The sequence below is a fragment of the Pseudomonas sp. RIT288 genome (assembly GCF_000631985.1).
Lineage (GTDB): Bacteria > Pseudomonadota > Gammaproteobacteria > Pseudomonadales > Pseudomonadaceae > Aquipseudomonas.
The window spans coordinates 219,250-234,961 of sequence record NZ_JFYN01000001.1 but is presented as its reverse complement, the minus strand read 5'-3'; the positions used below and the strand labels follow the sequence as shown (position 1 = coordinate 234,961).

Annotated in this window: 11 protein-coding genes; all 11 read left to right on the top strand. The window is 63.5% G+C overall.

The features are described 5' to 3' along the window. The first annotated feature begins 70 nt into the window (after window positions 1–70). The 11 genes from BW33_RS00995 to mdcH all read left to right on the top strand — a co-directional run bounded on the left by BW33_RS00995 (window position 71) and on the right by mdcH (window position 15,652). Window positions 71–2,125 carry a methyl-accepting chemotaxis protein gene (locus BW33_RS00995; protein ID WP_047596573.1) on the top strand — a complete coding sequence of 685 codons (2,055 nt, stop codon included), beginning with the start codon at window positions 71–73 and terminating at the stop codon, window positions 2,123–2,125. Window positions 2,126–2,136: 11 nt separating this feature from the next. Further along, the gene (locus tag BW33_RS00990) at window positions 2,137–8,037 is read left to right on the top strand and encodes an Hpt domain-containing protein (RefSeq protein WP_047596571.1); all 5,901 of its coding nucleotides are present in this window, start codon (window positions 2,137–2,139) and stop codon (window positions 8,035–8,037) included. Then, on the top strand, window positions 8,030–8,500 hold the full coding sequence (locus BW33_RS00985; RefSeq protein WP_047596570.1) for a chemotaxis protein CheW: 471 nt from the start codon (window positions 8,030–8,032) through the stop codon (window positions 8,498–8,500). The genes BW33_RS00990 and BW33_RS00985 overlap by 8 nt, the downstream gene beginning before the upstream one ends. A 505-nt stretch (window positions 8,501–9,005) precedes the next feature. Continuing rightward, window positions 9,006–9,371 (top strand): DUF6124 family protein, encoded by a 366-nt coding sequence (locus BW33_RS00980; protein WP_047596569.1) that lies wholly within the window; start codon window positions 9,006–9,008, stop codon window positions 9,369–9,371. A gap of 282 nt (window positions 9,372–9,653) precedes the next feature. Then, window positions 9,654–11,324, top strand: coding sequence for a malonate decarboxylase subunit alpha (mdcA, locus tag BW33_RS00975; protein ID WP_047596568.1), 1,671 nt, complete (start codon window positions 9,654–9,656; stop codon window positions 11,322–11,324). Beyond that, window positions 11,324–12,196 (top strand): triphosphoribosyl-dephospho-CoA synthase, encoded by an 873-nt coding sequence (locus BW33_RS00970; protein ID WP_047596567.1) that lies wholly within the window; start codon window positions 11,324–11,326, stop codon window positions 12,194–12,196. Before mdcA ends, BW33_RS00970 begins: the two co-directional genes overlap by 1 nt. Continuing rightward, entirely contained in the window at window positions 12,196–12,495 is a 300-nt protein-coding gene (locus BW33_RS00965; protein WP_003229075.1) for a malonate decarboxylase subunit delta, read from the top strand. Before BW33_RS00970 ends, BW33_RS00965 begins: the two co-directional genes overlap by 1 nt. Continuing rightward, window positions 12,488–13,339: a biotin-independent malonate decarboxylase subunit beta gene (locus BW33_RS00960; protein ID WP_047596566.1), complete on the top strand. Its 852-nt coding sequence runs from the start codon at window positions 12,488–12,490 to the stop codon at window positions 13,337–13,339. Before BW33_RS00965 ends, BW33_RS00960 begins: the two co-directional genes overlap by 8 nt. Continuing rightward, a complete protein-coding gene (mdcE, locus tag BW33_RS00955; protein WP_047596565.1) occupies window positions 13,336–14,121 on the top strand; it encodes a biotin-independent malonate decarboxylase subunit gamma in 786 nt (261 codons plus the stop codon). The genes BW33_RS00960 and mdcE overlap by 4 nt, the downstream gene beginning before the upstream one ends. Then, complete coding sequence (locus tag BW33_RS00950) at window positions 14,115–14,735, top strand: malonate decarboxylase holo-ACP synthase (RefSeq protein WP_047596564.1); 621 nt, start codon at window positions 14,115–14,117, stop codon at window positions 14,733–14,735. Before mdcE ends, BW33_RS00950 begins: the two co-directional genes overlap by 7 nt. Beyond that, window positions 14,732–15,652 carry a malonate decarboxylase subunit epsilon gene (gene mdcH / locus BW33_RS00945; protein ID WP_047596563.1) on the top strand — a complete coding sequence of 307 codons (921 nt, stop codon included), beginning with the start codon at window positions 14,732–14,734 and terminating at the stop codon, window positions 15,650–15,652. Before BW33_RS00950 ends, mdcH begins: the two co-directional genes overlap by 4 nt. Window positions 15,653–15,712: the final 60 nt, after the last annotated feature.

Genomic DNA, 15,712 nt, shown 5'->3' with positions numbered 1-15,712 from the left:
TTTCGCGAGCAGGCTCGCTCCCACAGGGATTACAGCAGGCCTCAAAGGTGTGGGTTAAAGGCGAGGACCGATGACAAAAGCAAAAACAGGCAAATCGGCGGAAGGATCGCGCAGTCGCTCGCAGATCATCGTGCTGTTCATCGCACTGATCGTGTTCATCATGCTGCTGTTCGCCAACTTCGCCTACCTCAACACACAGGCCAACTACGACAAACAGTACATCGGCCACGCCGGTGAGCTGCGCGTGCTGTCGCAACGCATCGCCAAGAACGCCACCGAAGCGGCTGCCGGGAAGTCGGCTGCGTTCAAGTTGCTGAGCGATGCGCGCAACGATTTTGCCCAGCGCTGGGGTTACCTGAAGAAAGGCGATCCGGCCACCGGCCTGCCGCCAGCACCGGCCACCGTGCGCCCGGAAATGCGCGCGGTGCAGCTGGACTGGGAACGCCTGCTGAAAAATACCGACGCGATTCTCTCCAGCGAACAGACCGTGCTTTCGCTGCATCAGGTCGCCGCGACGCTGGCCGAGACCGTTCCGCAATTGCAGATCGAGTACGAAAAAGTCGTCGAGATCCTCCTGCAACGCGGCGCGCCGGCAGCGCAGGTGGCGATGGCCCAGCGCCAATCGCTACTGGCTGAACGCATCCTCGGCGCGGTCAACACCGTGCTCGCTGGCGACGAGAATTCGCAGCAGGCCGCCGATGCGTTTGGTCGCGACGCCACCCGTTTTGGCCAAGTGCTCAACGGCATGCTGCAGGGCAACCCGACCCTGAAAATCAGCCAGGTCGAAGACCGCGACGCCCGTGCGCGCCTGAGTGAAATTTCCGAGCTGTTCCAGTTCGTCTCCGGCTCCGTTGACGAAATCCTCGAAACCTCGCCGGAGCTGTTCAAGGTTCGCGAGTCGGCGAGCAACATTTTCAGCCTGTCGCAGACCCTGCTCGACGAAGCCTCGCACCTCGCCAGCGGTTTCGAAAACCTCGCCGGCGGGCGCAACACCGACACCATCGGCGGCTACGTGCTGGGCTTGCTGGCGTTGGCGTCGATCATCCTGATCGGCCTGGTCATGGTTCGTGAAACCAACCGCCAGTTGCGCGAGACCGCCGAGAAAAACGAACGCAACCAGAACGCGATCATGCGCCTGCTCGATGAAATCGAAGACCTCGCCGACGGCGACCTGACGGTGACTGCCTCGGTGACCGAAGACTTCACCGGGACCATCGCCGATTCGATCAACTACTCGGTTGACCAACTGCGCGATCTGGTCGCGACCATCAACCTCACCGCCGGCCAGGTCGCCGCCGCCGTGCAGGAAACCCAGGCCACCGCGATGCACCTGGCGCAAGCCTCGGAACATCAGGCGCAGCAGATTTCCGAAGCCTCGACGGCGATCAGCGACATGGCCCAGTCGATCGATCAGGTCTCGGCCAACGCCGCTGAATCCTCGGCGGTGGCCGAGCGTTCGGTGGAAATCGCCAACAAGGGCAACGAGGTGGTGCACAACACCATCCACGGCATGGACAACATTCGCGAACAGATTCAGGACACCGCCAAGCGCATCAAGCGTCTGGGCGAGTCGTCGCAGGAAATCGGCGACATCGTCAGTCTGATCGACGACATTGCCGACCAGACCAACATCCTCGCGCTCAACGCGGCGATTCAGGCGTCGATGGCCGGGGACGCCGGGCGCGGCTTTGCCGTGGTTGCCGACGAAGTGCAGCGGCTGGCTGAACGTTCGTCCGCCGCTACCCGGCAGATCGAAACCCTGGTGCGGGCGATTCAGACCGACACCAACGAAGCGGTGATTTCCATGGAACAGACCACCACCGAAGTGGTGCGCGGCGCGCGGCTGGCGCAGGATGCCGGGGTGGCCCTGGAAGAAATCGAAGGCGTTTCGAAAACCCTCGCGGCGTTGATCCAGAGCATCTCCAACGCGGCGCAGCAGCAGACCTCGTCGGCCGGGCAGATCTCGCTGACGATGAACGTGATCCAGCAGATCACCACGCAGACCTCGTCCGGCTCCACCGCCACCGCCGAGAGCATCGGCAACCTGGCGAAAATGGCCAGTCAGCTGCGCCGTTCGGTATCCGGTTTCACCTTGCCGTCGGCGTCCGCGACGGACAAGGCGTGAGTGGAGTGGTTATGGGTGACCGGCACGACTACGTGGCCCTCGAATGGGTCAAGGGTGAAATTGCCGAAACGCTGAGGCAGGCGCATCAGGCGATTGAAACCGTGCTCGATGACCCGCAGGCCGCGCCGGGGCTGGATGAGTGTCTGGCGTATATCCATCAGGTGCACGGCAGTTTGCAGATGGTCGAGTTCTACGGCGCGGCGTTGCTCGCCGAAGAGATGGAACATCTGGTCGAAGCCCTGCAGCAGGGTCGCGTCAGCCACCGCGACGAAGCCTTGCACCTATTGCTGCAAGCCCTCGGGCAATTGCCGATCTACCTTGATCGGGTGCAGAGCGCCCGCCGCGATCTGCCATTGGTGGTGCTGCCGCTGATCAACGATCTGCGCAGTGCGCGCGGCGACAGTCTGCTCTCGGAAACCAGTCTTTTCAGTCCGCCACTACCGGACTTGCCGCCGTTGAGCGCAGAAGCGCTGGCCGCGCTGGAGCCGGCCGAGTGGCCCCACGTACTGCGCAAGTTGCGCCAGACGCTGCAAATGGCGCTGGTCGGGTTGCTGCGCGAGCAGGATGACCAGACCCACCTCGAATACCTGGCGAAAGTTTTCCAGCGCCTCGAAGCGCTCAGCGCCGATGCGCCGTTGAGTCCGCTGTGGCAGGTCGCTTCAGCGCTGGTCGAAGGCATGCGCGAAGGCGCCATCGCCAACAGCCCGGCGCTGCGCAGCCTGTTCAAGGACGCCGACAAGGAACTCAAGCGCCTGCTCGAACAAGGCCCGCGCGGCCTCAATCAGCCGCCCCCGCCGGAGTTGCTGAAAAGCCTGCTGTTCTATATTGCCAAAGCCGAACATCCCACCGGGCAGATGCTGACCATGAAAGATCGCTACTCCCTGGACGACGCGTTGCCCGACAGCGCGATGGTCGACGAAGAACGTGCGCGTCTGGCCGGTCCCGACCGCGATGCGATGCGCTCGGTGCTGGCGGCGCTGTGCGAAGAGCTGGTGCGGGTCAAGGAGCGCCTCGACCTGTTCGTGCGCAGCGACCGTCAGCACACCGCTGATCTGGAGAGTCTGCTGGCGCCGTTGCGGCAGATCGCCGACACCCTCGCGGTGCTCGGTTTCGGCCAGCCGCGCAAAGTCATCATCGATCAACTGGCGGTGGTGCTCAGCCTCGCCCAGGGCCAGCGCGAACCGAATGACGCGACCCTGATGGACGTTGCCGGCGCGCTGCTCTACGTCGAAGCCAACCTCGCCGGGATGGTCGGCACCGTAGAGCCGGAAAGTCCCGAAGACGCGCGCCTGCCGACCACCGACCTGACACAGATCCACCAGATCGTGATCAAGGAAGCACGCATCTGCCTGCAACAGGCCAAGGACATGATCGTCGATTACATCGACGCCGACTGGGATCGCCAGCAACTGCAACCGTTGCCGGAACTGCTGACCCAGGTGCGCGGTGCGCTGGCGATGATTCCGCTGAGCCGGGCGGCGAGTCTGGTCGAGGCCTGCAACAGCTTCATCCGCGAACACCTGCTGCTCGATCCGCACCAGCCAGGCTGGCAGCAACTGGATAATCTGGCCGACGTCATCACCAGCCTCGAGTATTACCTCGAACGCCTGAGCGACGACCCGCAAGCGCCGAATGAACAACTGCTGGATGTCGCACAAAAGAGCCTCGCCAGCCTTGGTTTCTTTCCACATGAGCAGCACGTGCCGCTGCTCGACGACGTGCTCAGCCCCAGCGAAGCGCTGGTAATGCAGGATCTGCAGACACTGGATGACCCCGAAACCGTGCAGTCGCTGGCCGAGGTGCTGGCCAGCCCGGTGTCGGCGGTCAACCCGCCGGCCTTGATAACCCCGGGCAGCCTGATGCCGCCGCCGGTCGATGAAGAACCGGTGGACGATGAACTGCGCGAAGTGTTCCTCGAAGAGACCGACGAAGTCCTCGAAGTCCTGCACGAATACCTGCCGCGCTGGTCGGCCGACACCCACGACCGCGCCGCCCTGACCGAACTGCGCCGCGCCTTTCATACCTTGAAGGGCAGCGGGCGCATGGTTCGCGCGCTGATCCTTGGCGAGCTGGCCTGGGCCGTGGAAAACCTGCTCAACCGCGTGCTGGAACACAGTGTCGAACCTGGTGCGCAGGTGCAGCAGTTGCTCACCGACACGGTATTGCTGCTGCCGGAGCTGATCAGCGAATTCGCCACGCAGCGCCAGCGGCAGCGCAGCGATGTCGATCAACTGGCGGCCCGCGCGCATGCGCTGGCCAAAGGCGTCGAGCCGCTGGCGGCCGAAGACGTGGACGATGTGGCGGCCCTCGATCCACTGTTGCTGGAGATCTTTCGCAACGAGGCCGAAACCCACCTCGCCAGCCTCAACCGCTTTCTCGATCAAGCCGCCGAGCATGTGCCGCTGCCGGCCAGCGACGAATTGCAGCGCGCCTTGCACACGCTCAAGGGCAGTGCGTCGATGGCCGGCGTGTTGCCGATTGCCGAACTGGCCGCGCCGCTGGATAAACTGGCGCGCGAGTTCAAGGCGCATCAGTTGCCGCTGGATCTCGATGAAGTGGAATTGCTCCTTGAAGCCGAAGGCTTGTTCCGCGTCGGCCTGCGCCAGCTCAAGCACGATCCGCTGGCGCCGATTGTCGGTGCGCAGTCGCTGATCAAACGCACCGAAACGCTGCTTGCCGAACGCCTGGAGGCGATCCTCAACGCGCCGAACACCGGCCTGCGGATCAAGCGCGATCCGCAACTGATCAACAACTTCCTCGCCCAGGGCATGGACATCCTGCTCGACGCCGAAAGCCTGTTGCAGCGCTGGCAGCAACACCCCGGCGAGCGTCAGGAACTCAGCGCGTTGCTGGACGAACTGACCACTCTCGGCGAAGGCGCACACCTCGCCGATCTGCTGCCGGTGGACGTGCTCTGCGAAGCCTTGCTCGACCTCTATGGCGCCGTCGAAGAAAGCAGCCTGGCGGTCAGCGACAGGTTTTTTCACGAAGCGCAGAGCGCTCACGAAGCGCTGATCAACATGCTCGACGAACTGGCCGCCGGCCAGGAAGTCACCCCGCAGCCGCAGCGCATCCGAGCCCTGCACGAACTGCTTGATGAAAGCCTCGACCCGACGGCGATGGGGCTGATCCGCAGCGACGGCAGCCGCACCTTGAGCATCAGCGAACTGGGCGCCGCGACCGCCGAACTCGCCCACGCCAATGCCGAGACCGCGCCCGACGACGAGATCGTCGAGATCTTCCTGGAAGAAGCGGTGGATATTCTCGACAGTGCCGGGCAAGCCTTGCAGCGCTGGTTGAACGACCCGGACAACGCTGCGCCGCTGTCGTCGTTGCAGCGCGATTTGCACACCCTCAAGGGCGGCGCGCGGATGGCCGAGGTCGACGCCATCGGCGATCTGGCCCATGAGCTGGAAAGTCTCTACGAAGGTCTGGTGGATCGTCGCTACAGTTACAGCGAGCTGCTCGGACGCTTGCTGCACAAGAGCCACGACCGCTTGGCGCAGTTGCTTGAGCAATTGCACAACCATCAACCGCTGACCCCGGCACAAGACCTGATCGAAGCGATCCGCCAGTTCCGTCAGGGCCAGCACGGCAGTGCCGAAACGGCGCAGCCGACGGCTGTACCCGACAGCGCAGCGCATGATCCGGAGCTGCTGGAAATCTTCCTCGAAGAAGGTTTCGACATCATCGAAAGCTCCGGCGCGGCGTTGCTGCGCTGGCAGGCCGAGCCGGGCAATCGGCAGGAAGTGGAAACCCTGCTGCGCGATCTGCACACCCTCAAGGGCGGTGCGCGGATGGTCGAGATCGGCCCGATCGGCGACCTCGCCCATGAGTTGGAATACCTTTACGAAAGCCTCGCCACCGGCGTGCTGCAACCGTCCGCCGAACTGTTCGCGCTGGTGCAGCGCGGGCATGACCGCCTGGCGCAAATGCTCGATGGCGTGCGCGCCGGGCAGCCATGCCCGCCGGCGGATCGGCTGATTAGCGCGATCCAGAATTTCAGCCATCCGGCGACCCCCGACACGCCGCCGCTGCTGCCGATTCCGGCCAAGACCGAGCCTGCGGTACCCGCCGCTGATGCCGGCGCGGACATGGTCAAGGTCTCCGCCGAACTGCTCGATGAGCTGGTCAATCTGGCCGGTGAAACTTCGATTTTCCGTGGGCGTATCGAGCAGCAAGTCAGCGATGCGCAAACCGCGCTGAACGAGATGGAAACCACCATCGAGCGCATGCGCGATCAGTTGCGCCGACTCGACACTGAAACCCAGGGACGGATTCTCAGCCGTCAGCAAGTCGATGCCGAACGCCTCGGTTACGAAGAATTCGATCCGCTGGAAATGGATCGCCATTCGCAGTTGCAGCAACTGTCGCGGGCGCTGTTCGAGTCCGCCTCCGACCTGCTCGACCTCAAGGAAACCCTTGAGCGCCGCAACCACGACGCCGAGAACCTGTTGCAGCAGCAGGGACGGATCAACACTGAATTGCAGGAAGGCCTGATGCGCACGCGCATGGTGCCGTTCGAGCGGATGCTGCCACGCCTGAAACGCATCGTGCGGCAGGTCGCCGAAGAGCTGAACAAAGACGTCGCGTTCATCATCGGCAACGCCGAAGGCGAGATGGATCGCAACGTGCTGGAGCGCATGGCCGCGCCGCTGGAGCACATGCTGCGCAACGCCGTCGACCATGGCCTGGAGTCGGCCGAAGTGCGGCTGGCGGCGGGCAAACCGGCGCAGGGCACGATCACCCTGGACCTGACCCGCGAGGGCGGCGACATCGTTTTCGATATTCGTGACGATGGCGCCGGGGTGCCGCTGGAAGCGGTACGGCGCAAGGCGATCAAGCGCGGCCTGCTCGCGCCGGACGCCGAACTCAGCGACCGCGACGTGCTGCAGTTCATCCTGCAGCCGGGGTTCTCCACGGCGGAAAAGATCACCCAGATTTCCGGGCGCGGCGTCGGCATGGACGTGGTTCACGAAGAGGTCCGCCAGCTCGGCGGCACCATGAGCATCGACTCGGTGCCTGGGCAGGGCGTGCATTTCCGCATTCGTCTGCCGTTCACCGTGTCGGTCAACCGCGCGCTCATGGTGCAGTGCGGCGAGGATCAATACGCGATTCCGCTGAACACCATCGAAGGCATCGTCCGGGTTTTGCCGAATGATCTGGAAGCGCACTACCGCAACGATCCGCCGAGCTACCACTACGCCGGCCAGCGTTACGAGTTGTGCTATCTGGGCGAGCTGCTGAAAACCGCGCCACGCCCAAAACTGCTCGGCCAGAGCCTGCCGTTGCCGGTGTTGCTGGTGCAGTGCAATGACCGGCACATCGCGGTGCAGGTCGATGCGATGGCCGGCACCCGCGAGATCGTGGTCAAGAGCCTCGGCCCGCAGTTCGCGGCGGTGCAGGGGGTGTCCGGGGCGACGATTCTTGGCGATGGCCGGGTGGTGCTGATTCTGGATTTGCTCGCACCGATTCGCGCGATGCAGGCGCGGGTTGCGCCGCGTCCGGCGCAGGCGGAAATCGACAGCGAACCGCAGAAGCCGTTGCTGGTGCTGGTGGTCGACGACTCGGTGACGGTGCGCAAGGTCACCAGCCGTTTGCTCGAACGCCACGGCATGAACGTGTTGACCGCCAAGGACGGTGTCGACGCGATGTTGCTGCTGGAAGAACACATGCCTGACCTGATGCTGCTCGACATCGAAATGCCGCGCATGGACGGCTTCGAAGTCGCCACCCAGGTGCGCCACGACGAACGCCTGCAACACCTGCCGATCATCATGATCACCTCGCGCACCGGGCAGAAACACCGCGACCGCGCGATGGCCATCGGCGTCAACGACTACCTCGGCAAGCCGTATCAGGAATCGGTGCTGCTCGAAAGCATTGCCCACTGGAGCAAGAAGCATGCATGAGCGCCGCCACAACGCGCGCACCAGCCAACTCACCGGTCTGTTGCTGCCGCTGGCCGACCGCAATCTGATCCTGCCCAACGTCGCCGTGGCCGAGCTGATCGACTACCAGGCCAGCGCCTTCGACCTCGACACACCGCCGTGGTACCTGGGGCGGGTGAGCTGGCGTGAACGGCAGATTCCGCTGCTGAGTTTCGAGTCGGCCTGCGGGCAGAAAGTCGTCATCGGCGAACGCGCACGGATCGTCATTCTCAACGCCCTCGGCGGCTTGCCGCAGCTGAAATTCATTGCGCTGCTGGTGCAGGGGATCCCGCGTTCGTACAAGCTCGACAGTCAGCTGAGTTATGTCGATGTGCCGTTGTGTGCGCTTGAGCAGGCAGCGGTGCAGGTCGGGGAGCAGGTGGCCAAGGTGCCGGACTTGTTGGGGTTGGAGCAGTTGTTGGTGGATGCCGGACTTATCCACTGATCCGGAATCCTCAGCGGCCTGACTGACGTCTTCGCGAGCAGGCTCACTCCTGCAATTGGAATGCGCTTCCCCTGTAGGAGTGAGCCTGCTCGCGATAGCGCCTGCGGAATCACCCAAAATCCGACAGACAAATCCCCAATCCCTACAGCGCAATAAACGCCCAGCAGCACAGCTGTTTAAAGACACCCAGTGTTACGCCTCACCAGCCTACAAATCCTTGCGCCGCTGCCTACGCATGCACCAGAATCCGCCGGCTTGTGCGCCCTCGGCAGGCTGCGTAACTTGATCCCGTCACTGATTCCCAGTGATCGGGTTTAGCAGCCCGTGGTTAATCTAAGGGTGCACATACATCATCGTCAGGCTCAGTGCCTGCATTCGATGGCGGCTGTGCGCAGGGCGCTTCGGCGCGCCGGCTTCCTTAGGTTCCCCGGTCTGCTAACCTGCGTTCAGCTGCCACCCTTCTTTTAGCAGAGAAGCGGTTCCAGCTTTATTTCGGAACCTGAGAATGATTAAACCAACACCAAGTCCGCCGCCAACAGATGCGGCATCCCCCTACGAATCCCCCGAATCAAAGAAATTTCACGAAGCCGCCGAACGCGCGCTCGACCATTACCTCGGCCCGCCAAAACCTGACCTCATGGCCACGCCCTACACCCCCAACACGCTGTACATGGTCAACCCCGACGCCGACAGCGAATCTCTGCTGGCCGATGCCAGTGAGTCCCTCGGCTCGGCCACGGTCATGCTCAACAACCATGCGGCGCTGGTGCAAGGCACGCACCGCAAGACCCTGCAGGGCATTGCTCAAGTGGTGATGGTGGCGGAGATGGCGGTCAATCGGGTGCTGGATAGGTTGGTGCCGACGGACTGAAAAACGCAATGCGTTCCCCTGTAGGAGCTGCGGCACGCTGCGATCTTTTGATCTGGATTCTGAGGATCAAGAGATCGCAGCCTCGTTTCACTCGACAGCTCCTACAGGTATTTGGGGCGGGCGCAGAAGGGTGAGCAACTCAAAATCCAGTGGGAGCGAGCCTGCTCGCGAAAGCGTCAGTAAACGTTACGCTCAGCGTAATGATTCACCGCCGCGCTTGATTGATGCCCCCACCCCACACGCCTAACGTAGCTCCACGACAGCGAACCCCGTGGAGTGAGCATGACAACAACAATTTCCCCCGACTCGCGCTGGACGCGGCGGCGTGACGAGAAGCAGCGGCGTCTCGACAAGGTGCGCGGGCTGGCCGACGGTGTGGTGTTGCCCAGCGACAAGATCGTCGCGGCGCTTGAAGCGTTGATCCATCCCGGCGACCGTGTGGTGCTGGAGGGCAACAACCAGAAGCAGGCGGATTTCCTTTCCCGTTCGCTGGCCAAAGCCGATCCGGGCAAGCTGCATGATCTGCACATGATCATGCCCAGCGTCGGTCGCTCCGAGCATCTGGATCTGTTCGAACGCGGCATCGCCCGCAAGCTCGATTTCTCCTTCGCCGGCACCCAGAGCCTGCGCATCAGCCAGTTGCTCGAAGACGGCTTGCTGGAAATCGGCGCGATTCACACCTACATCGAACTCTACGCGCGGCTGGTGGTGGATCTGATCCCCAACGTCGTGCTCTCGGCCGGGTTCATGGCCGACCGCGCCGGCAACATCTACACCGGCCCCAGCACCGAAGACACCCCGGCACTGATCGAACCGGCCGCGTTCAGCGACGGCATCGTCATCGTCCAGGTCAACCAATTGGTGGATGACGTCAGCGAACTGCCTCGCGTGGATATCCCGGCGTCATGGGTGGATTTCGTGGTGGTGGCCGACAAGCCGTTCTACATCGAACCGCTGTTCACCCGCGACCCACGGCACATCAAACCGGTGCACGTGTTGATGGCGATGATGGCGATTCGCGGCATCTACGAAAAACACAACGTGCAGTCGCTCAACCACGGCATCGGTTTCAACACCGCCGCCATCGAGCTGATCCTGCCGACCTACGGCGAATCCCTCGGCCTCAAAGGCAAGATCTGCCGCAACTGGACGCTCAACCCGCACCCGACGCTGATCCCGGCGATCGAGAGCGGCTGGGTCGAAAGCGTGCATTGCTTCGGTACCGAACTGGGCATGGAAAACTACATCGCCGCGCGCCCGGACGTGTTCTTCACCGGGCGCGACGGCTCGCTGCGTTCCAACCGGATGTTCTGCCAACTCGCCGGGCAGTACGCGGTGGATCTGTTTATCGGCGCGACGCTGCAGGTCGATGGCGATGGCCATTCCTCGACCGTGACCCGTGGCCGTCTCGCCGGTTTCGGCGGTGCGCCGAACATGGGCCACGACCCGCGCGGTCGGCGTCACGGCACCCCGGCGTGGCTCGACATGCGCCACGACGACACGCAGCAACCGATGCTCGAACGCGGCAAGAAACTCGTGGTGCAAATGGTCGAGACCTTCCAGGAGGGCGGCAAACCGACCTTCGTCGAAACCCTCGACGCGGTGGAGGTGGCGAAGAAAAGCGGCATGCCGCTGGCGCCGATCATGATCTACGGCGACGACGTCACCCACCTGCTCACCGAAGAAGGTATCGCCTACCTGTACAAGGCGCGCTCGCTGGAAGAACGTCAGGCGATGATCGCTGCCGTCGCGGGTGTGACCGCCATCGGCCTGCGCCATAACCCGAAAGACACCGAACGCATGCGCCGCGAAGGCCTGATCGCCTTGCCCGAAGACCTCGGCATCCGCCGCACCGACGCCACCCGCGAGCTGCTGGCGGCGAAAAGCGTGGCCGATCTGGTCGAGTGGTCCGGCGGCCTCTACAACCCGCCCGCGAAATTCAGGAGCTGGTAATGCACGCACTCAACCTGCAAGCGAAACCCCTGAGCCTGAGCGAACGCCTCGCCGATCTGGCGGTGGATGCGCTGATCGACGAAGCCGATCTGTCGCCGAAACCGGCGCTGGTCGACCGGCGTGGCAATGGCGCGCACACCGATCTGCACTTGGGCCTGATGCACGCCTCGGCGTTGTCGTTGTGGCCGGCGTTCAAGGAGATGGCTGAAGCAGCAGTTGAAACCGGCGAAGTCGATTCAACGTTGCGCGAAGCGATTGGCCGCATCGGTCGCGAAGGCGAGCAAGCGATGCTCGCGACCACCAACGGGGTGAATACCCATCGCGGTGCCATTTGGGCACTGGGGTTATTGGTGACCGCCGCTGCGCTGGAACCGAAATCCTCAAGCGCCAATGCAGTCTCTGTTCGCGCCGCACGTCTGGCCTTGCTGGATGACCGCTACGCACCAAAACCGTTGAGCCACGGCGCCCAGGTCGCCCTGCGTTACGGCGCACGGGGTGCCCGTGAGGAAGCGCAACTCGGCTTCCCGTCCGTGCTGCAACGTGGTCTGCCGCAACTCAAGCGCAGCCGCGCCAACGGCCACGGCGAACAGAACGCCCGGCTCGATGCGCTGCTGGCGATCATGACCGATCTGGCCGACACCTGCGTGCTCTACCGCGCCGGTGACCAAGGCCTGCAGGCCATGCAGCAGGGCGCGCAAGCGGTGCTCGACGCCGGCGGCAGCGCCAGCCTCGGCGGGCGTCGGCGCCTGCACGAACTGGATCAACAACTCATCGCATTGAATGCCTCGCCCGGTGGCGCCGCCGACTTGCTCGCCGCCACGCTGCTGCTCGATCGAATCGAGCGCGACGGCATCCTTCAGGGAGCGTTTTGATGGAAACCTTATCCTTTGAATTCCCCGCGGGGCAGCCGCCGCGCGGGCGGGCGCTGGTCGGTTGTGTCGGCTCGGGCGATCTGGAAGTGCTGATCGAACCGGGGCTGGCCGGCAAGCTGACCATCAATGTGCAGACCTCGGTCAACGGTGCGCAGCAGCGTTGGCAGCATCTGTTTGCGCGGATGTTCGACGGCACCACGCCACCGGCGATGGCCATCGATATCCACGATTTCGGCGCCACGCCGGGTGTGGTGCGTTTGCGCCTGGAACAAGGTTTCGAGGAGATCGGCCATGACTGACAGCGCAGCGCTGTTGCACAAGCACAGCTTCGTCGAACTCGGTGCGCGGCAACGGGCGAAAGCCTTGCTTGATGCCGGGACCTTCCGCGAATTGCTCGACCCGTTTCAACGGGTCATGTCGCCGTGGCTCGAACGCCAGGGCGTGGTGCCGCAAGCCGATGACGGTGTCGTGATCGCCAAGGGTAGCCTCGACGGTTTGCCGGTGGTGATCGCCGCCATCGAAGGCGCGTTTCAGGGCGGCAGCCTCGGCGAAGTCGGCGGGGCGAAGATTGCCGGCGCGCTGGAACTGGCCGCCGAAGACAATCGCAAAGGCATCCCTACCCGCGCTGTGTTGCTGCTGGAAACCGGTGGCGTGCGTTTGCAGGAAGCCAACCTCGGGCTGGCGGCGATTGCTGATATTCATGCGGCGATTGTCGATTTGCAGCAGTACCAACCGGTAGTCGGCGTGGTCGCGGGCAGCGTCGGCTGTTTCGGTGGCATGTCGATTGCCGCTGCGCTGTGCAGTTATTTGCTGGTGACACAGGAAGCACGCCTCGGCCTCAATGGTCCGCAGGTGATCGAGCAGGAAGCCGGAATCGAAGAATACGACTCCCGCGACCGGCCCTTCATCTGGAGCCTGACCGGTGGCGAGCAGCGTTTTGCCAGTGGCTTGGTGGATCGCTATGTCGCTGATGATGTGGCGCAGATCCGCCAGCAGGTCGGTGAACTGTTGCAGCAAGGGGTGCCAACCCAGCCGCGCAGCCAACGTGCCGAATGGTTCCTGCAACGTCTGGCGAGACTGGACACCAACCAGCAAATCGAGCCTGCGGTGGTTCGTGATCTGTATCAAGGAGAGCGCTCATGAGTGGTTATTCCGTGCGCGGTTTGAACTGGTTCAACGCTCTGAACGCTGGTGCGAAAGCCGTAGAAGGTTTGCCGCCATCGTTGAAGGTCGCCGATGGCGAACTCGGGCGGTTTATCGCTGTGGTCGCTAACCCGGACAACCGTTTCCCACGGGCTCGCAACGGCGAAGTCGGATTGCTCGAAGGCTGGGGCCTGGCCAAGGCAGTGGATGACGCGATCACGGCAGATCGCGATAAAGCGCAGAAGCGCCCGATCATCGCCATCGTCGACGTCCCGAGCCAGGCTTACGGTCGTCGCGAAGAAGCCCTCGGCATTCATCAGGCCCTGGCCGGTGCGGCGGACAGTTATGCCCGCGCCCGTCTGGCCGGGCATCCGGTGATTGCGCTGCTGGTGGGCAAGGCGATGTCCGGGGCGTTTCTTGCTCATGGTTATCAGGCCAACCGTTTGATTGCCCTGCGCGATCCCGGGGTGATGGTGCATGCGATGGGCAAGGCCTCGGCGGCGCGAGTGACGCTGCGCAGTGTCGAGGAACTGGAAGCACTGGCTGCCAGCGTGCCGCCGATGGCCTATGACATCGACAGTTACGCCAGCCTCGGTTTGCTTTGGGAAACCCTGTCGGTGCAGCAGATCGAGCAGCCGACGGCGGAAGATCTGGCGCGGGTGACCGAGTGCCTGAAACAGGCTATCGACGATATCTCCGGCACTGACTTGCGCAAGCGTCTCGGCGCGAAAAACCGTGAGGCCTCCAGCCGCGTGCGTGAACTGCTGAGGGCGCAGTGGTGAACATGCCACTGGCCCACGATCTGCTGTGGGGCATGACCCCGGCGCAGTTGCCGGCGGATGCGCCGCAGTGGGCGATCGAGTCGCTGGCTGCCGGGCAACCGGTGGTGGTGCGGCGGGCGGTGAGTGCTGAAGGTTGGGTCGCGGTGGGCGTGCGCGGCGTGTTGCGTGAGCAGCGGCTGGCGGCGTTCATGGCGCTTGAGGCGATTGTGCGTCGGGTCAGTCCGGAAGCGCTTTGTCATGTCGATCACGAGCGTGATTTGCCGGTGATGCAGGCGCTCAAACAACTGCGGCCGATGCTCGATGATTGCGGTTGGGTCTGGGGCATCAGCGGCAGTGTCGGGTTTGAGTTGGCCAGTGGTTTTACTGCGATGCATGAGGCCAGTGATCTCGATCTGATTCTGCGTACCCCGCAGCTGATTACTCGCAATCAGGCACGCAAACTGGTCGAGCTCTTTGATCAAGCCGTGTGCCGGGTCGACATGCAGTTGCAGACGCCGTTCGGTGCAGTCGCCTTGCGCGAATGGGCCAGCGGGTCTGCACGGGTGCTGCTGAAAAACGCCCATCAAGCGTGTCTGGTGGCTGACCCGTGGAACCCGCAGGAGCAGGCAGCGTGAGCAGCCTGTTGGTGTTCCCCGGCCAGGGTGCGCAGCAACCGGGCATGCTCCAGCGTTTGCCTCGGGAAACCTTGACCGAGGCCAGCGAGGTGCTCGGTGAAGATGTCGCGCGGCTCGATTCGGCCGATGCGTTGCGCAGCACCCGGGCGGTTCAGCTGTGCCTGTTGATCGCCGGGGTCGCTGCCTCACGGCAATTGTTGCAGGACGGACTCACGGCAGATTACGTCGCCGGCCTGTCCATCGGTGCGTACCCGGCAGCGGTGGTCGCCGGGGTCTTGAACTTCAGCGATGCACTGCATCTGGTCAGCCTGCGTGGCGGGTTGATGCAGCAGGCTTATCCACAGGGCTATGGCATGAGCGCGATCATCGGTCTGCAATTATCCACCGTCGAAACGCTGCTGGCGCAGGTGCACAGCGCGGAGTCGCCGGTGTACCTGGCCAACATCAATGCCGATAACCAGGTGGTGATTGCCGGCAGCGACAAGGCGATGCAAGCGGTGGCGGAACTGGCGCGCAGTCGTGGCGCCGGTCTGGCGAAACGTCTGGCGGTGAGCGTGCCGTCGCACTGCCCGTTGCTGGAGGCATCGGCGCAAACCCTCGCCGAGGCCTTCGCCAAGGTTGAACTGAAGACCCCGAAAATCGCTTACCTGAGTGGCAGCCGCGCGCGTCCGCTGATCAAGCCTGATGCCTTGCGCGACGACCTCGCTTTCAACATGTGCCGCGTGGTGGACTGGCGCGGCACCGTGCAAAGCGCTTACGAGCGCGGCGTGCGGCTACAGATCGAACTGCCGCCCGGTGCGGTGCTGACCGGGCTGGCGCGCCGGGTGTTCGAATCGGGCACGGTCACTGCCTTCGACAGTGCGCGTCTGGACACCTTGCAGGCGCTGTTGCGTGAGGAGGGTGGCCGCCGACCATAAACCGCCGCGACTCAGGCTTCGAACAACAAAAACAACATTCGACGATGCACTTTGAGGACT

Excerpts from the sequence above, each read along its gene's own strand:
- BW33_RS00995 (WP_047596573.1), top strand. The coding sequence starts at position 71 with ATGACAAAAGCAAAAACAGGCAAATCGGCGGAAGGATCGCGCAGTCGC.
- BW33_RS00990 (WP_047596571.1), top strand. The coding sequence starts at position 2,137 with ATGGGTGACCGGCACGACTACGTGGCCCTCGAATGGGTCAAGGGTGAA.
- BW33_RS00985 (WP_047596570.1), top strand. The coding sequence starts at position 8,030 with ATGCATGAGCGCCGCCACAACGCGCGCACCAGCCAACTCACCGGTCTG.
- BW33_RS00980 (WP_047596569.1), top strand. The coding sequence starts at position 9,006 with ATGATTAAACCAACACCAAGTCCGCCGCCAACAGATGCGGCATCCCCC.
- mdcA (WP_047596568.1), top strand. The coding sequence starts at position 9,654 with ATGACAACAACAATTTCCCCCGACTCGCGCTGGACGCGGCGGCGTGAC.
- BW33_RS00970 (WP_047596567.1), top strand. The coding sequence starts at position 11,324 with ATGCACGCACTCAACCTGCAAGCGAAACCCCTGAGCCTGAGCGAACGC.
- BW33_RS00965 (WP_003229075.1), top strand. The coding sequence starts at position 12,196 with ATGGAAACCTTATCCTTTGAATTCCCCGCGGGGCAGCCGCCGCGCGGG.
- BW33_RS00960 (WP_047596566.1), top strand. The coding sequence starts at position 12,488 with ATGACTGACAGCGCAGCGCTGTTGCACAAGCACAGCTTCGTCGAACTC.
- mdcE (WP_047596565.1), top strand. The coding sequence starts at position 13,336 with ATGAGTGGTTATTCCGTGCGCGGTTTGAACTGGTTCAACGCTCTGAAC.